The organism is Allobosea sp. P4_C6 (genome assembly GCF_056402015.1).
Window position 1 is genome coordinate 25,067 of record NZ_JBFUIF010000022.1, and the last position, 16,226, is coordinate 41,292.

Annotated in this window: 11 protein-coding genes; 2 read left to right on the forward strand and 9 right to left on the reverse strand. The window is 67.2% G+C overall.

The annotated features are described in order from the left end of the window. Nucleotides 1-348 precede the first annotated feature (348 nt). Both AC1DVA_RS16710 and AC1DVA_RS16715 read right to left on the reverse strand, forming a co-directional pair. Entirely contained in the window at nucleotides 349-2,634 is a 2,286-nt protein-coding gene (locus AC1DVA_RS16710) for an NADP-dependent malic enzyme (protein WP_476806611.1), read from the reverse strand. Between the two features lie 127 nt (nucleotides 2,635-2,761). Beyond that, nucleotides 2,762-4,585 carry a methyl-accepting chemotaxis protein gene (locus AC1DVA_RS16715; protein WP_476806612.1) on the reverse strand — a complete coding sequence of 608 codons (1,824 nt, stop codon included), beginning with the start codon at nucleotides 4,583-4,585 and terminating at the stop codon, nucleotides 2,762-2,764. A 104-nt stretch (nucleotides 4,586-4,689) separates the two neighbouring features. Between AC1DVA_RS16715 and mutS the strand changes: the two genes are divergently transcribed. Then, nucleotides 4,690-7,413: a DNA mismatch repair protein MutS gene (gene mutS, locus AC1DVA_RS16720; RefSeq protein ID WP_442864861.1), complete on the forward strand. Its 2,724-nt coding sequence runs from the start codon at nucleotides 4,690-4,692 to the stop codon at nucleotides 7,411-7,413. 9 nt (nucleotides 7,414-7,422) lie between these two features. Here the strand turns inward: mutS and AC1DVA_RS16725 are convergent, their stop codons facing one another. The 3 genes from AC1DVA_RS16725 to AC1DVA_RS16735 all read right to left on the reverse strand — a co-directional run bounded on the left by AC1DVA_RS16725 (nucleotide 7,423) and on the right by AC1DVA_RS16735 (nucleotide 10,253). Further along, nucleotides 7,423-8,280: a C40 family peptidase gene (locus AC1DVA_RS16725; RefSeq protein ID WP_476806613.1), complete on the reverse strand. Its 858-nt coding sequence runs from the start codon at nucleotides 8,278-8,280 to the stop codon at nucleotides 7,423-7,425. A 156-nt stretch (nucleotides 8,281-8,436) separates the two neighbouring features. Beyond that, nucleotides 8,437-8,790, reverse strand: coding sequence for a MarR family winged helix-turn-helix transcriptional regulator (locus AC1DVA_RS16730; protein ID WP_265051248.1), 354 nt, complete (start codon nucleotides 8,788-8,790; stop codon nucleotides 8,437-8,439). Between the two features lie 80 nt (nucleotides 8,791-8,870). Further along, a complete protein-coding gene (locus tag AC1DVA_RS16735) occupies nucleotides 8,871-10,253 on the reverse strand; it encodes a leucyl aminopeptidase family protein (RefSeq protein WP_476806614.1) in 1,383 nt (460 codons plus the stop codon). A 126-nt stretch (nucleotides 10,254-10,379) separates the two neighbouring features. Between AC1DVA_RS16735 and AC1DVA_RS16740 the strand changes: the two genes are divergently transcribed. Continuing rightward, entirely contained in the window at nucleotides 10,380-11,264 is an 885-nt protein-coding gene (locus AC1DVA_RS16740; protein WP_476806615.1) for a tetratricopeptide repeat protein, read from the forward strand. Between the two features lie 169 nt (nucleotides 11,265-11,433). Here the strand turns inward: AC1DVA_RS16740 and AC1DVA_RS16745 are convergent, their stop codons facing one another. From AC1DVA_RS16745 to AC1DVA_RS16760, 4 genes are all read right to left on the reverse strand, one after another. Then, nucleotides 11,434-12,411, reverse strand: a complete 978-nt coding sequence (locus AC1DVA_RS16745) for a type II secretion system F family protein (protein WP_265051251.1) — start codon at nucleotides 12,409-12,411, stop codon at nucleotides 11,434-11,436. A gap of 9 nt (nucleotides 12,412-12,420) precedes the next feature. Beyond that, nucleotides 12,421-13,398 (reverse strand): type II secretion system F family protein, encoded by a 978-nt coding sequence (locus AC1DVA_RS16750; protein WP_265051252.1) that lies wholly within the window; start codon nucleotides 13,396-13,398, stop codon nucleotides 12,421-12,423. 27 nt (nucleotides 13,399-13,425) lie between these two features. Beyond that, nucleotides 13,426-14,871: a CpaF family protein gene (locus AC1DVA_RS16755; protein ID WP_476806616.1), complete on the reverse strand. Its 1,446-nt coding sequence runs from the start codon at nucleotides 14,869-14,871 to the stop codon at nucleotides 13,426-13,428. Nucleotides 14,872-14,967: 96 nt separating this feature from the next. After that, entirely contained in the window at nucleotides 14,968-16,221 is a 1,254-nt protein-coding gene (locus AC1DVA_RS16760; protein WP_265054969.1) for a CpaE/TadZ family protein, read from the reverse strand. Nucleotides 16,222-16,226: the final 5 nt, after the last annotated feature.

Genomic DNA, 16,226 nt, shown 5'->3' on the forward strand with positions numbered 1-16,226 from the left:
CCCCGGGGCCGGTTTTCCGGTCTCCCACGGTGAGAAGCTGATCGGGCGAAAATGAACTCAGGCTGAACGGAGTCGGTGGGCGGGCTAACCTCGCACTCTGTCGATGTTCGGCGATGGAGATGGCATGGTGAACCACCCGTCATTCCGGGGCGCCGCGAAGCGGCGAGCCCGGAACCCAGAACCCGTGCGGTTTCCCAAAGCCAGCGCCTCACAATGACGCGCATCGTTTCTGGGTTCCGGGCTCAGGCCTTTCGGCCTGCCCCGGAATGATGGCGAAGGAGTCGCGACGACGATGCCGCCTTGTCGGCAGCCTCGAACGGTCCGGCTCAGGTTGTCACATGCCCGGCGTCAGCCGCCGATGTTGAAGGACGCCAGCGCCGCCATGTTGACGATGTCGGAGTCCTTGGCGCCGAGCGGCACGATCTGCACGGGCTTGTCGAGGCCCACGATCAGCGGGCCGATCACGGTCGCACCGCCGAGTTCCTGCAGCAGCTTGGTCGAGATCGAGGCCGAGTGGAAAGCCGGCATCACCAGCACGTTCGCCGGCCCGGAGAGGCGGCAGAACGGGTACTGGCCCATGATCTCGCGGTTGAGCGCGACATCCGCCGCCATCTCGCCGTCATACTCGAAATCGACGCGCTGGTTGTCGAGGATCGCGACGGCCTGGCGCACCTTCTCGGAGCGCTCGCCGGCCGGATGGCCGAAGGTCGAGAAGGCGAGCATCGCGACCTTCGGCTCGTAGCCGAGCCTGCGGGCGACGCCGGCGGCTTCGATCGCGATCTCCGAAAGCTGCTGCGCCGTCGGCATCTCGGTGATCGCGGTGTCGGCGACGAGCACGGTCCGGTCGCGCGAGATCACGATCGAGACGCCGATCAGCCGATGCCCCGGCTTCTCGTCGATGACGCGGCGGACCTCCTCCAGCGCGATCGAATAGTTGCGGGTGACGCCGGTCACCATCGCATCGGCATCGCCGAGCGCCACCATCGCCGCGGCGAAATGGTTGCGGTCCTGGTTGATCAGGCGCTGGCAGTCGCGGAAGAGATAGCCCTGCCGCTGCAGCCGCTCGTAGAGATATTGGGCATAGGCAGAATTGCGGTGCGAGAGCCGCGCATTCTGCACCGYGATGCCCTTCGCCTCGAGATCGACGCCGAGGAAGGTCGCGGCCTCGTAGATGCGTTCCTCGCGGCCGACGAGAATGGCCTGGCCGAGGCCCTGCCCGACGAAGGACGCCGCCGCGCGGATGACCTGTTCCTCCTCGCCCTCGGCGAAGACGACGCGCTTGGGATAGCGCCGCACGCGCTCGAAGATGCGGTTGAGCGTGCCGGCGATCGGGTCTCGCCGCGCCGAGAGCTGCGCCTTGTAGGCGGCCGTGTCGACGATCGGCTTGCCCGCGACGCCGGATTCCATCGCCGCCTTGGCGACCGCCATCGGCACGACATGGATGAGGCGCGGGTCGAACGGCACGGGGATGATGTAGTCCTTGCCGTAGCGCGGGCGCGCGCCCTGATAGGCGGCGGCGACCTCGTCGGGCACGTCCTCTCGGGCCAGCGCAGCCAGCGATTCGGCCGCTGCGATCTTCATCTCCATGTTGATCGTGGTCGCCCGCACGTCGAGCGCGCCGCGGAAGATGAAGGGGAAGCCCAGGACGTTGTTGACCTGGTTGGGATAGTCCGAGCGGCCGGTCGCCATGATGGCGTCGTCGCGGATGGCGTGGACCTCCTCGGGCGTGATCTCCGGGTCAGGATTCGCCATGGCGAAAATGATCGGATTAGCCGCCATCGAGGCGACCATCTCCGGGGTCACCGCGCCCTTCTGCGACAGCCCGAAGAAGGCATCGGCGCCGTCAAGCGCCTGCGCCAGCGTGCGCCGGTCGGTGATCGCCGCATGGGCCGATTTCCACTGGTTCATGCCCTCGGTGCGGCCCTGGTAGATCACGCCCTTGGTGTCGCAGAGGATCACGTTGTCGGGCTTGAAGCCCATGGCCTTCAGCAATTCGATGCAGGCGATGGCGGCCGCGCCGGCGCCGTTGATGACGAGACGGGTCGACTTGATGTCGCGGCCGGTCAGGTCGAGCGCGTTGATCAGGCCGGCAGCGGCGATGATCGCGGTGCCGTGCTGGTCGTCGTGAAAGACGGGGATGTCCATCAGCTCGCGCAGGCGCTGCTCGATGATGAAGCACTCGGGCGCCTTGATGTCCTCGAGATTGATGCCGCCGAAGGACGGGCCGAGATAGCGCACGGCGTCGATGAACTTGTCCGGATCCTCGGTGTCGACCTCGAGATCGATCGAGTCGACATCGGCGAAGCGCTTGAACAGGACGGACTTGCCCTCCATCACCGGCTTCGAGGCGAGCGCGCCGAGATTGCCGAGGCCGAGGATAGCCGTGCCGTTCGAGATCACCGCGACGAGGTTCGAGCGCGTGGTGTAGTCATAGGCGCGGGACGGGTCCTCGGCGATCGCCAGCACCGGCACGGCCACGCCCGGCGAATAGGCGAGCGAGAGATCCCGCTGCGTCGCCATCGGCTTGGTCGGAACGATTTCCAGCTTGCCCGGCCGCCCCTGCGAGTGGAACAGCAGCGCCTCCTGGTCCGTGAAGGTCGGACGGGGTCTCTTGGTCGTCGGGCGATCGGTCATCGAAGCGTCTTTTCTTGTGCGTTTCCTCGGGGGGAGCTGACCATACGGCGCTGCGCCCGCAGACCACAAGCCGTGACGGCTTCACGGGGCCCTTGCCGAGGAGCGATCCGCCTGACGCCGGCGGCGGCTAGAAGCGGCTGCGCACGCTGCGGACGAAGTCGCCGACATAGCGGTCGAGCGCTTCGGCCTGTTCGTCGACCTTGCGGGCGGCACCCGCCACGCCGACGGCGGCATCGCCGGTGACGCGCACTTCGGCCCCGACGGCGCCGACATTGGTGGTGACGGCATCGGCGCTGAGGGCCACGGCCTGCGCATCCACCGCGATGGTCGAGGCGATGTCGGCCTGGCGGCTGACGACGGAGGCGATCGCGCCCGAGGTCCGCTCGATCGTCGTCATCGTGTCCTCGATATGGGCCACGGCCTCGAAGGCGGTGGCGGCGGCCCCGCGGATATCGGCCAGCGTCGCCGCGATGTCGCGCGTCGCCTTCTGCGTCTGTTCCGCGAGCGTCTTGACCTCGCCTGCCACGACGGCAAAGCCCCGGCCTGCCGCGCCGGCCCGGGCGGCCTCGATCGTGGCGTTCAGCGCCAGCAGGTTCGTCCGGGCTGCGATCTCCTCGATGAAATCGAGAACGGCGCGCACCTTGTCGGCGGCCTCGGTCAGCCCGGCCACGTCGCTTCGCGTGCTGCGGACATAGCTGGCTGCCGCGCGCACCGTCTCGTCGGCATGGCTGGTCTGGCGGGTGAGCTCCCGGATCGAGGCCCCGATCTCCTCCGCCGCGATGGCGACACTGCCGACCCGCCGCGACGCACTCTCCGCTTCCCGGGTCACGCCTTCGGCACGCAAGGTCGTCTTGCTGGCGCTTTCCACCATCTGGGCGGCGGCGTCGTGCATGCCCCGCATCGAGGCCCCGACATCGGCGAGCGCCTTGCCGACGGTGCGTTCCAGATCGCCGGCGAGCTCGTCGAGGGCCGTCTTGCGCAACGTCTCGATCTCGTCGCGCCGGACTTCCAGCGTCTTCTCGGCGGTGATGTCGAGCAGGATGCCGTCCCAGACCAGGGTGCCGTCGGCGAGCCTGCGCTTGGTCGATTCGCTGCGCAGCCAGACGACGCCGCCGCCCGGCGCATGATAGCGGCCTTCGAAGCGCCAGAGCGCCTCGCCGGCATGCTGCTCGCGTCGCAGTTGCTCGAAGCGGGCGCGATCCTCGGGAAAGAGCTTGCCGAGCCAGATTTCGGGGTCCCGTTCGACGTCCTCTTTCGTGATGCCTAGTGCCTTGTCGATGGAAAAGGACGCGAACCGGTATGACAGCATGCCGTCCGGCCGCACGATGCGCTGATACAGCGTGCCGGGCGCGCGCTTGATCAAGGTCCGCAAGCGATAGGCGGTTTCGCGGCGGTCATTGTCATGGATCACGACGATGCCGGTGAGGATGATGCCGACCGTGCTGACGAGGATCATGGCGGGGACGGCCTCGCGCAGGAAGCGCTCGCCCGCATCGCCGGGAATGAACGGCGCCGAGGCCAGCAGGCAGACCGCGTCGAGCGAACTCAGCAGGATCATGTCGCGCGCCATCAGAGGGCGCCGGCGCCTGACCAGCCAGATCGAGAAGCCGATTCCGATCAGCATGCGCAGCACGATGCCGCTGATGCCGGTCGCCATGCCGACGCCGCCGGTCATGAAGCGCACGGCGACCAGCGGCACGGCGGTCAGCACGGCGGCCCATGGCCCACCGATGGGCCCCGCCAGGATGGCGAAGGTATTGCGCGAATCGATCAGCAGGCCGGGCTGGATCTCGACCGGGTTCGCCATGCTGACGAGCGCGCCGCCTGCGAACAGCAGCCCCACGGCGCAGGGCCGCAGCCAGTCCCGTCCGACGAAGCAGGGCGCGATCACCGTGAGCACCAGCCCTGCAAACAGCAGGAAGAACAGGCTTTGGACGAGATTGATCAGCAAGATGGCGGCCTTCCGCCGGATTCGGCCGATCGACCTTGCTTTCAATTGTTGAAAGCCGTCCTAACGGATGGTCTTGACGCTACTTTTTGCTAGCGTGCCGGCCGATGCGCCACAGCTCTCCCACCGAAGTCGCCGGTTCGACCGTGCCAGCCGCTCCTGCCGAGCGGGTGACGCCGATGATGGCGCAGTACGTCGAGATCAAGGCTGCCAATCCCGATTGCCTGCTGTTCTACAGGATGGGCGATTTCTACGAGCTGTTCTTCCGCGATGCGGAGATCGCCTCGCGTACGCTCGGCATCGTGCTGACCAAGCGTGGCAAGCACCAGGGCGACGACATTCCGATGTGCGGCGTGCCCGTCGAGCGCGCCGACGACTACCTTCAGCGCCTGATCGCCGCCGGCCACCGCGTCGCGGTCTGCGAGCAGACGGAGGACCCGGCCGAGGCGAAGAAGCGCGGCGCCAAGTCGGTGGTGAAGCGCGATGTGGTGCGTCTCGTCACCCCCGGCACCATCACCGAGGAGCGGCTGCTCGAGCCCGGCCGCGCCAGCCTGCTCGTCGCCGTGGCGCGCCGCAAGACCGGCGAGGCGGCGGCGGTCTACGGGCTGGCGGTGATCGACATCTCGACCGGCCGCTTCACCGTGATGGAGACGCCGCAGGAGCGGCTCGCCATCGAGTTCTCGCGATTGGAGCCGCGCGAGATCGTCTGCCCCGACGCGATCCATGACGATCCCGAGCTGAAGGATTTCTGGCGCGAGATCACGATCCCAGTGACGCCGCTGGCACGCGACGGGCTGGATGCCGCCTCTGCCGAGCGCCGCCTCAAGGAGTTCTTCGGCGTCGCCACGCTCGATGCCTTCGGCGCCTTCAGCCGGGCCGAGATCGCGGCTGCGGGCGCCGCACTCGCCTATGTCGAGCGTACCCAGCTCGGCGCGCGGCCGCCGCTATCGGCCCCGGTGCGCGATTCCGGCTCGGCGACGATGCTGATCGACGCCGCGACCCGCGCCAATCTCGAATTGACGCGCACGCTCGGCGGCGAACGCCAGGGCAGCCTGCTCGCCACCATCGACCGCACGGTGACGCCCGGCGGCGCGCGCCTGCTGGCCGAGCGGCTGGCGGGGCCGCTGACCGATCCGGCCGCCATCGCGGCGCGTCATGACGCGGTCGCCCTTCTGGTGACCGACGGGGGCCTTCGCGAGGATCTGCGCCGGGCCCTGGAGAAGGTGCCGGACGTCGCCCGCGCGCTGGCGCGGTTGTCGCTCGACCGTGGCGGCCCGCGCGATCTCGCGGCGCTCGGCGCCGGGCTCGACGCCGCCCGTGCGATCGCCGCCCTGCTGATCCGGCGCGCCGATCTGCCGGAGGAGCTGAATCGGGCCATGCGGGCGCTCGGTGAAAGCGATCCCGATCTTCCCGTCCGGTTAAGCGAGACGCTGGCAGAGGAACTCCCGCTCAACCGCCGCGACGGCCGCTTCGTGCGCGAAGGGCATGATGCCGGTCTCGACGAGCTGCGCCTGCTCCAGGTCGATTCGCGCAAGGTCATCGCCCAGCTTCAGGCGCGTTATGCCGCCGAGACCGGCTGTCGCACGCTGCGCATCAAGCACAACGCCATGCTCGGCTATTTCGTCGAGGTGCCCCAGGCGATGGGCGAGGAGTTCCTGAGGGAGTCCTGGCGCGCGACCTTCGTGCATCGCCAGACCATGTCGGACGCGATGCGGTTCTCCTCGGTCGAGCTCGGCGAGCTCGAAGCGAAGATCGCCTCCGCCGCCGACCGGGCGCTCAAGCTCGAACTCGGTATCTTCTCGCAGCTGACCGAAGCCGTCCTGGCCCAGGCCGAGCCGATCAAGGCCGTTGCCCTGGCGCTGGCCGAGCTCGATGTCGCCGCCGCGCTCGCCGATCTCGCTTCGCGCGAAGGCTGGAGCCGTCCGCATGTCGATGGCGGCGTCGCCTTCACCATCGAGGGCGGCCGCCACCCCGTCGTCGAGGCGGCGCTGAAGCGCGACGGCAAGCCCTTCGTCGCCAACGACACCGAATTGTCGCCGCCCACTGCCGATACCAAAGGTGGCCGCATCTGCCTGATCACCGGCCCGAACATGGCCGGTAAATCGACTTTCCTGCGCCAGAACGCGCTGATTGCCGTTCTCGCCCAGATGGGCTCTTTCGTGCCGGCGACGCAGACCCGTATCGGCGTCGTCGACCGGCTGTTCTCGCGCGTCGGCGCCGCCGACGATCTGGCGCGCGGGCGTTCGACCTTCATGGTGGAGATGGTCGAGACCGCCGCGATCCTGAACCAGGCCGGCCCGCGCGCGCTCGTCATTCTCGACGAGATCGGGCGGGGCACCGCGACCTTCGACGGCCTCTCCATCGCCTGGGCCGCGATCGAGCACCTGCACGAGATCAACCGTTGCCGCAGCCTGTTCGCCACGCACTACCATGAGCTGACGGCGCTCGGAGACCGGCTCGACCGCGTCGCCAACGCGACGGTGCGCGTCACCGAGTGGAAGGGCGAAGTCGTCTTCCTGCACGAGGTCGTGCCGGGCGCGGCCGATCGCTCCTACGGCATCCAGGTCGCCAAGCTCGCCGGCCTGCCACCGGCCGTGGTTGAACGCGCCCGCGCGATCCTCGGCGAGCTCGAGAAGACCGAGCGCGAAAAGCCTGTCGCCTCGCTGGTCGACGACCTGCCGCTCTTCGCCGCGCCGCTGCGACGCCCGGCTCCGGTCGTCACGGAAGACCAGCCCGACGGGCTGCGTGAGACGCTGGCCGGGATCGACCCGGACGAGATGACCCCGCGCGAGGCGCTGGAAGCGCTCTACCGGCTGAAGCGGCTCAGCTGAGGTTCTCGGCTATCCCACCCGCGTGATGCTGGTGATCGCGCCGAAGCTCTTGTCTCGAATGCGGTCGCGCGCTTCCTTCAGCGGCTCGCGGTGCACGGTCATCGTATAGCCGTTGGCATGCAGGAGAGTGTCCGGGTCGGTCAGGATGCCGACATGGCCCTTCCAGAAGACGAGATCGCCGCGCTGCAGCCCCGACAGGTCTTCGTCGAACGCAACAGCGCGGCCGAGCGCCGCCTCCAGCATGTCGGAGTCACGCGGCGAGGCGACACCCGCCGCCGCGAGCGCGAGCTGCGTCAGTCCGGAGCAGTCGAGCCCCAAGCTGGTCTTGCCGCCCCAGAGATAGGGCACGCCGAGGAAGCGCTCGGCGACTGCGACGAAATCGGGCTCGTGCCGGTCCTGCGGGGTGAGGTGCTTGGCGAAGATATGCCCGCCATCGCCCAGCACGGCGAAATCGCCGTTCATCGCAGCGACGACGACGCCCGCATTCAGCGAGAGCATGGCGAGCGGCGCCAGTTTGATCGAGGGGCCCGGATAGACGAAGGTCCGCAACGCCGTGACGCGATGCGTCGGCGCCGGTTGGTCCGCCCGCAGCGCGTCGTCCGGCAGGTAACCGACATAGCCATCGCCCGCGAGCTGGACCCAGGCCCAGCCTTCCTCCTGCTCATAGACCTCCACGAGTTCGCCGGCGAGCGCCTCGGTGTCGAGCGGCGCGTCCGGGCGCGGCTCGCGCCGGAGCGGCGCTGAAGGCACGATCACGCGCATCGCCTGCGGGTCGACGAAGCGTGGGGCCTCGACCTGCCCGGCCAGATGGCGGGCGGCGAGGTCGGGGCGAAAGGGCGTGATGCGGCGGTCGAGAATCGTGGTCATATCGGCAATCTAGGGTGCTCCTGCTTGTCAGGGAACCACGTCATTCTCGGGCGGAGCGAAGCGTAGACCCGAGAATCTCGGGCAGGATGAGGTTCGAAGAGCGTCCTTTGGCGAGAGATGCTCGGGTCAAGCCCGAGCATGACGGGTAGCTTGCAATCAGCTTCCGCCGATCTCCTTCGCATGCTCGGTCACCAGATCGGCAAGCCTCTCGACCGCGAGTGCACCGGCTACGGTGCGCTGGATCACGACATTACGGCGGTCTGCCTCGTCGCGCTTGCGGGTCAGCAGGCCGAGTTTTCCGAGTGTATCGAGCGCGCGGGTGATCACCGGCTTGGTCACGCCGAGCTGCTTGGCTAGCCCCCGCACCGTATGCGGCGGCAGTTCGAGGTAGACCGTCAGCAGGATCGCGGTCTGGCGCGCCGAGAGATCGGCCTCGCTGTCCCGCACCAGATCGAGATGAACCTGCCGCCACAGTTTGAGCGCCTGCGAAGGCTTGATCTCCAAGGGCATGAAGGCACGGTTCCCGATCGTTACGGGTCCGTATCATTATCCTGTGGCTGCCCCTGTGCAATCGACTTCGCCGATCAGCCTTAACCGCGCGGGTAAAGCTGCTTGACCAGCGCATGGATCAGCCTCGCGCCCTGGCATTCTCCACCCTCGGGACGCCCCGGTTTGGACGAAGGATTCCAAGCGTAGATGTCGAAATGCGCATAGGATTGCGTCTTCTCGACGAAACGGTTGAGGAAGAGCGCCGCCGTGACCGAGCCCGCCATTCCGCCGCTGGAGACATGGTTTACATCGGCGATCTTGGAATCGAGCAGGCCATCGTAAGGGCGCCAGAGCGGCAGCCGCCAGGCCGGGTCGTTCACCGCCATGCCGATCCGCGCGATTTCCGCCGCGAGCCCGTCGTCATGGGTGTAGAAGGGCGGCAGCTCCGGCCCGAGCGCGGTGCGCGCCGCGCCGGTCAGCGTGGCGAAATCCACCAGCAGCTCCGGCGTCTCCTCGTCGGCAAGCGCGAGCGCATCGGCCAGGATCAGCCGACCTTCGGCGTCGGTGTTGCCGATCTCGACCGAGAGCCCCTTGCGGCTCGCCAGCACGTCTCCGGGCCGGAATGCGTTGCCGGAGACAGCGTTCTCGACGGCCGGCACCAGCAGCCGCAGCCGCACCGGCAGCTTCGCCAGCATGATCATCCGCGCCGCCGCGATCGCCGCCGCCGCGCCGCCCATGTCCTTCTTCATCAGCAGCATCGAGGCATCGGGCTTGAGGTTGAGCCCGCCGGTGTCGAAGGCGACGCCCTTGCCGACGAGCGTGACCTTGGGATGGGCCGGGTCGCCCCAGACCAGATCGACGAGGCGCGGCGCGCGCGGCGAGGCGCGGCCGACGGCATGGATCATCGGGAAGTTGCGTGCCAGCAGATCGTCCCCGACGATGCTCGTGACGCTCGCGCCGCATTCGGCCGAGAGCCCGCGGATCGCCGCTTCGATCTCGCCGGGCCCCAATTCATTGGCCGGTGTGTTGACGAGATCGCGCGCCAACATGGTCGATTCAGCGATCAGGCTGATCTCCTCGCCGTCGACGCCATCGGGCAGGGACAGGCGGGCACGCGGCGGGTTCGGCTTGCGATAGCGCTCGAAGCGATAGCCCTGCAGCAGCCAGCCGAGCGCGGCCAGGGCCACATCATCGATCTCGCCTTCGAGCGCATAGTCGCCGGCCGGCAGAAGGGTCGACAGGCGTCCGGGCGCGAAGGGGTCGCGCCGGCGTGCGCCGGTCTCGACACCCAGGACAACGGCAGCGAGCACGCCTTGCGAATCCGGGAGGACGCAATGTTGGCCGGAGCGGGCCGCAAAGCCTTGCGCCGACGCGAAGTTGCGATGAGCCGGCGAAAGCCGCCTCTGCAGCGCGGGCCATGTCTCGGCGGACACCACATGAACCGGAACGGCAGCGTCGGAGGCAGGGGTGAGAAGAGCGTTCACGGGCCGATCGATCGGTTCTGGGGCAGGGGCTGATGCCGGAATTAAGAATGCATTAGGGTTAACGCTTTATCACCGGAGGACCAGAAGAACCCAGTTCGACGACGTTGTCGCAAGGCGATCCGGCCCATGATTTCAACGAAGCTCGCCTCCGACCTGCCGATCGTCTCCGTCCGGCGCCGCGGCCTCGCGGTCGCAGTCTGTCTCGCCGCGCTCGCCCTGGCGGGCTGTCAGGGTCGCGGCGGCCTCGGAGACGTCACGGGCTCGATCGGACGCAGCCAGGCGAGCCAGCCCCGCACCGCGTCCGACTGGCAGGCCGAGCGCGAGAGCTGGGGGAAGCGCTACGACGCCAATCCGAAGGACCGCAATGCCGCCTTGAATTACGCGCGCGCCCTGCGGGCTCTTGAGCAGAATGCGCAGGCGCTGGCCGTGCTCCAGAACGCCGTGCTGGTCTTCCAGGATGACCGCGAGCTGCTCGGCGCCTATGGCCGCTCGCTCGCCGATAACGGCCGATTGAGGGAGGCTGACGACGTGCTGTCCCGCGCCCATTCGCCGGAGCGGCCCGATTGGCGGATACTCTCGGCGCAAGGCACTGTCGCCGATCAACTCGGCGAGCACGAGCGTGCCCAGCAGATCTATCAGGCCGCCCTCAGACTGGCGCCCAATGAGTCGACCATCATGTCGAACTATGGCTTGTCGCTCGCCCTGTCCCGCAAATTGCCGGAAGCCGAGCGTGTTCTCACGGAGGCTGCGGCTTCGGAAGGGGCCGATGCGCGGGTGCGCCAGAATCTGGTCCTCGTCCTCGGCCTGCAGGGACGCTTCACCGAAGCCGAGACCATGGCGCGGCGCGACCAGAGCCCGGCGGAGGCGGCCGCCACGATCGCCTATCTGAAGCGCAGCGTCAGCCAGCAGAACAGCTGGGACCTGCTGAAAGGCGCGAAGGGTCGGGCGCAGCCTGCCGGCAAGTCTCCGCAGGCGCCGAATGGCTCGGCCGATATGGGTGCCCGCGGCTGAAGCCGAGTCGACGAGGCCTGCGGCGCCCGTAAGCTCAAGCTACAGAGTGAATCCGGACGGCTTGGCTCCAACCTGTTCGCGCAGCCGCCGGCAGGTTCCACGCGATTGATCTGTCGATTGCCTCCGGGACTTCCGCATAGGCGGATGACGCGCTACCGCTTGGGCGAAGTCACTTCCAGCCGAAGACCTGCACCAGCGCAGGAAACATGATGATGACGAAGAGCACTGGCAGGAAGAACAGGATCATCGGCACCGTCAGCTTCGGCGGCAGTGAGGCGGCCTTCTTCTCGGCGGCGTTCATGCGCTGATCGCGGCTTTCCTGCGCTAGCGTGCGGAGCGCCGTGCCTAGCGGCGTGCCGTAGCGTTCGGCCTGGATCAATGCCGTCGAGACCGATTTGACGCTTTCGAGCCCGGTCCGCATCGCGAGGTTCTCATAGGCGATTCTGCGGTCGGTGAGGTATGAGAGCTCCGCCGTGCACAGTGCGAATTCCTCGGCCAGCGGCACGGACTGGCTGCCGATCTCACCGGCGACCTTGCGGAAGGCCTGCTCGATCGACATGCCGGACTCCACGCAAATCAGCAGCAGGTCGAGCGCGTCCGGAAAAGCCAGGCGCATCGAGAGCTGTCGCTTGCTGATCTGGTTGGAGAGGAAGATTTCGGGAGCCTTGATGCCGATATAGGCGCCGCCGATCGCGATCCCGATCTTCATGAACAGCGACTGGCCGAAATCATTGATGGCGAAGAGATAGAATAGCGTGAACAAGAAAGCGCCGACCGGGACGGCGAGACGGAAGAACAGGAAGGCGATTTCCGCTTGGGGCCCACGGTAGCCCGCCATGGCGAGTTGCTTCTTGGCACTCTCAGTGCCGAGCCAGTCGCCGAGCTTGAACTGCTCGACGATGCGCCGCATGTAGGCCTTCGGCTCCTGGCGCAGGTTCACCTTTTCGCTCTGGCGGTTGAGGCGCTCACGCTCGCGCGCCCGGATTTTCTCGCGTTCGGTCGCGACATTCTTCATGCGCTTCTGGAGGGTGTTTCCCTCCGTCAGGGGGATCGCGACGGTCAGCACCGTGGCGACGGCCGCGACGGCGGCCAGCAGTGCCAGCATGAATTGCGGATCGACGAGCTTGTCGGCGATTTGCGAGATCATGGACGCACCTCAGATCTCGAAATTGATCATCTTGCGCATGATCAGGACCCCGATCATCATCCAGATGCCGCAGCAGACGAGGGCGAGCTTGCCCGCCTGGGTGAGCCACAGCAGCTCGATGTATCTCGGGGTGGACAGGTAGACGAGGACAGCGACGCTCGGGGGCAGGGCGGCGATGATGCCGGCGGATGCCTTGGCTTCCATCGAAACGGCCTGGATCTTGTCGCGCATCTTGCGCCGCTCGCGCAGCACGCGCGAGAGGTTCGCCAGCGTCTCGGACAGGTTGCCGCCGGTCTTCTGCTGGATTGCGACGACGATTGCGAAGAAGCTAGCTTCCGCGCAGGGCATCCGCTCGGGGAGCTTTGCGACGGCCTCGGGGAGCGGCAGGCCGAGCGTCTGGGTCTCGATGATCTGTCTGAATTCGCCCTTGACGGGGTCGCTCGCTTCGGAAGCGATGATGCGCAAGCAGTCATTGACGGGAAGGCCCGCCTTGATGCCGCGCACGATCACATCGAGCGCGTTTGGAAACTCGATGCCGAACCGCTTCAGGCGCCTGGTCTTGCTATGCTTCAAGAACCAGGCCGGGAGCCCCAGCGCCCCGATGAAGAGACCTGCGCCGCCGAGAATCGCATTGCCGCTCAGTACCCACAGAACCAGCCCGGTAACGACCGCGGTCGCCGCGCTGACCACGTAGTATTTCTGACGGGTCCAGTTTAAGCCCGCCTGGCCGATGCGTTGTTCGAGCGTCAGCTTGTGGCGCGCGCTCTCGCGGCTCTCGATGTCCTTGAGACTCTGCGCGACTTGCCCGCGCTTCGCCCTGGCCTGCGCCTCCCGGTCGATGCTGCGTATCGTGCTTGGACCGGCGAAGTCCTTGCGCCGTTTCTCGGCCCGGTTTTCGCCGCTCAGCATAGGATAGAGCAGGGCATAGGCGACGCCGCCAACGGCGAGCATGGCCAATGCGGCGACAGCGAGCGTGCTCGAGTTCATGTGCGGGCTCCCGACAAGGGCCTCCGTTCAGGCTGCATGACCTTCGCCGACCTGTTCCATCTGATCGAGGGCGGCCGCGAGGCGTTGCTCCTCGCCGAAATAGCGTGCTCGTTCCCAGAAGCGCGGCCGGCCGATGCCGGTCGAGCGGTGGCGACCCATCAGCTTGCCGGAGGCGTCCTCGCCGAGCACGTCGTAGACCATGAGATCCTGCGTCGTGATCACATCGCCTTCCATGCCCATCACCTCGGTGATGTGCGTGATGCGGCGCGAGCCATCGCGCATGCGCTGCGCCTGGATGATCACGTCGATCGAGGAGCAGACCATCTCGCGCAAAGTCTTCGACGGCAGCGAGAAGCCGCCCATCGTGATCATGGACTCGATACGGCTGAGGCACTCGCGCGGCGTATTGGCATGCAGCGTGCCCATCGAGCCGTCATGGCCGGTGTTCATGGCCTGGAGCAGGTCGAAGGCTTCCGGTCCGCGCACCTCGCCGACGATGATACGCTCGGGCCGCATGCGCAGGCAGTTCTTGACGAGGTCGCGCATCGTCACTGCACCGGTGCCCTCCAGGTTGGGCGGGCGCGTCTCGAGACGCACCACATGCGGCTGCTGCAGCTGGAGTTCGGCGGCGTCTTCGCAAGTGATGACGCGCTCGTCATGGTCGATGTAGTTGGTCAGGCAGTTCAGCAGTGTGGTCTTGCCGGAGCCCGTACCGCCGGAGATCACGATGTTGCAGCGGACGCGGCCGATGATCTTCAGGATCTCCGCGCCGGCCGGCGAGATCGCCCCGAACTTGGTGATCTGGTCGAGCGTCAGCTTGTCCTTCCTGAATTTGCGGATCGTCAGGGCGGGCCCGTCGATGGCGAGCGGCGGCGCGATCACGTTGACGCGCGAGCCGTCGGCGAGGCGCGCGTCGCAGATCGGCGAGCTTTCATCGACGCGCCGCCCGACCTGGCTGACGATGCGCTGGCAGATGTTCATCAGCTGCGCATTGTCGCGGAAGCGGATGTTGGTGAGTTGGATCTTGCCGCCCGTCTCGATGAAGGTCCTGCCCGCGCCGTTGACCATGATATCGGCGATGTCGTCGCGCGCCAGCAAGGGTTCGAGCGGGCCGTAACCGAGGACGTCGTTGCAGATGTCGTCGAGCAGTTCCTCCTGCTCGGCGATCGAAAGCACGACGTTCTTCAGCGAGATGATCTCGTTGATGATGTCGCGGATTTCCTCCCGCGCCGATTCGGAGTCGAGCTTCGCGAGCTGCGACAGATCGATGGCCTCGATCAGCGCCCCGAAGATCATGCTCTTCATCTGATAGTATTCTTCGGACCGCGTCGGCGCCTCGACCGGCGCGGCCTTGCGTTCCTCGGCGCCGGGCTGGATTTGTTCCAGCTTGCGCGGCGCCGGTTGCAGAGCCGCAGGGCTCTTCGCGCTCAGGGACGGCGCGACGGTCGCGGCCGCGGATCGCTTCCCGAACATCTCAGCACACTCCCGCACGCGCCGCTTCGGCGCGCGCATGCTCGACTGCCTGGCCTGATCTCCCGGCTGGCTTTCCGTCTGGCCGGTCCACCGTCATCAAGAGGCCTTGCGGCGTTTCAGCTTCGAGACGAGCGGCTCGAACAGGCTGCGCCGGCTGCGCTTGGCTTCGCCGCGGCCGGTCAGCGCGCTTGCGATCTGCGTGAAAGCTTCGCTCGCCTTGCTGCCCGCCTGGACCTCGGCGATCATCTGGCCGTTGTTGGCGGCCGTGCCGAAGAGCTGCGCGTCGAAGGGGATCGTGCAGAGAACGTCGATGCCGAGTGCCTTGGCGAACTCGCTGGCATTGATCTCCGGCCGCTTGGGCACGCCGACCTTGTTCAGCACGAGACGGGCGACCGCATCGTTGGGCCGGGTGGCGCGGGACAGATCGACGATGTTCTTGGCGTTGCGCAGGGATGCGAGCTCTGGCTCGGCCACCACCACGATCTCGTCGGCGCTGATGAGAGTCCGCTTGACCCAGCTGCTCCACTGGTGCGGCACGTCGAGGACGATGCAGGGGACGCTGGCGCGCAGCAGCTCCAGCAACTGCTCCAGGGCGTCTTCGTCAAGATCGATGGTCCGGTCGAGGACCGCCGGCGCCGCGAGGAGGGCGAGATTGTCGCTGCAGCGCGACAGGAGCCTGTCGAGCAGGTTGGCGTCGAGGCGCTCGGGCGCGAACACCGCTTCCGCGATCCCCTGGGGCGGATCTTGATTGAAGTTGAGACCGGCCGTGCCCCAGGCGATGTCGAGATCGACGACCACCGTGGAGGCATCGAGATTGCGCGCGATCGCCCAAGACATGTTGTGTGCGATGGTCGAGGAGCCGACACCGCCCTTGGCGCCGACCACCGCGATGACCCGGCCGAGATTGCGCGCTTCCGGCGTGATATAGAGCTCTGAGAGCGTGCGCAGCAGATCGAGCGTCCCAAGCGGTGCGATCAGGTATTCGCTGATGCCGCGGCGCAGCAGGTCGCGATAGAGCTGCACGTCGTTGACATGGCCGATCACCACGACCTTCGTGCCGGGATCGCAGCTTTCCGACAGCATATCGAGATGCGCGATCAGGGTCGCCGGGTCCGACACGGTCTCGACCACGATGACGTTCGGCGTCGGTGCCGTTCGGAAGGTCTCGACGGCTGCGGCTGGTCCGCCCATCTGGATGCGGGCATGGGTCTTGTCCATGCGCCGGTCGGCGACCGCCGCCTGCATCGTCGCGGCGACGGCCGGTGTCTCGCAAAAGGCCTGCAGCGTGATGCGCGGCAGCGGCGCGATGGTCTCTTCGTTCGCCTCGGGCGCCGGTGTTTCGTTCGTCATGGGCT

Excerpts from the sequence above, each read along its gene's own strand:
- mutS (WP_442864861.1), top strand. The coding sequence starts at position 4,690 with ATGCGCCACAGCTCTCCCACCGAAGTCGCCGGTTCGACCGTGCCAGCC.
- AC1DVA_RS16725 (WP_476806613.1), bottom strand. The coding sequence starts at position 8,280 with ATGACCACGATTCTCGACCGCCGCATCACGCCCTTTCGCCCCGACCTC.
- AC1DVA_RS16730 (WP_265051248.1), bottom strand. The coding sequence starts at position 8,790 with ATGCCCTTGGAGATCAAGCCTTCGCAGGCGCTCAAACTGTGGCGGCAG.
- AC1DVA_RS16740 (WP_476806615.1), top strand. The coding sequence starts at position 10,380 with ATGATTTCAACGAAGCTCGCCTCCGACCTGCCGATCGTCTCCGTCCGG.
- AC1DVA_RS16745 (WP_265051251.1), bottom strand. The coding sequence starts at position 12,411 with ATGATCTCGCAAATCGCCGACAAGCTCGTCGATCCGCAATTCATGCTG.
- AC1DVA_RS16750 (WP_265051252.1), bottom strand. The coding sequence starts at position 13,398 with ATGAACTCGAGCACGCTCGCTGTCGCCGCATTGGCCATGCTCGCCGTT.
- AC1DVA_RS16755 (WP_476806616.1), bottom strand. The coding sequence starts at position 14,871 with ATGTTCGGGAAGCGATCCGCGGCCGCGACCGTCGCGCCGTCCCTGAGC.
- AC1DVA_RS16760 (WP_265054969.1), bottom strand. The coding sequence starts at position 16,221 with ATGACGAACGAAACACCGGCGCCCGAGGCGAACGAAGAGACCATCGCG.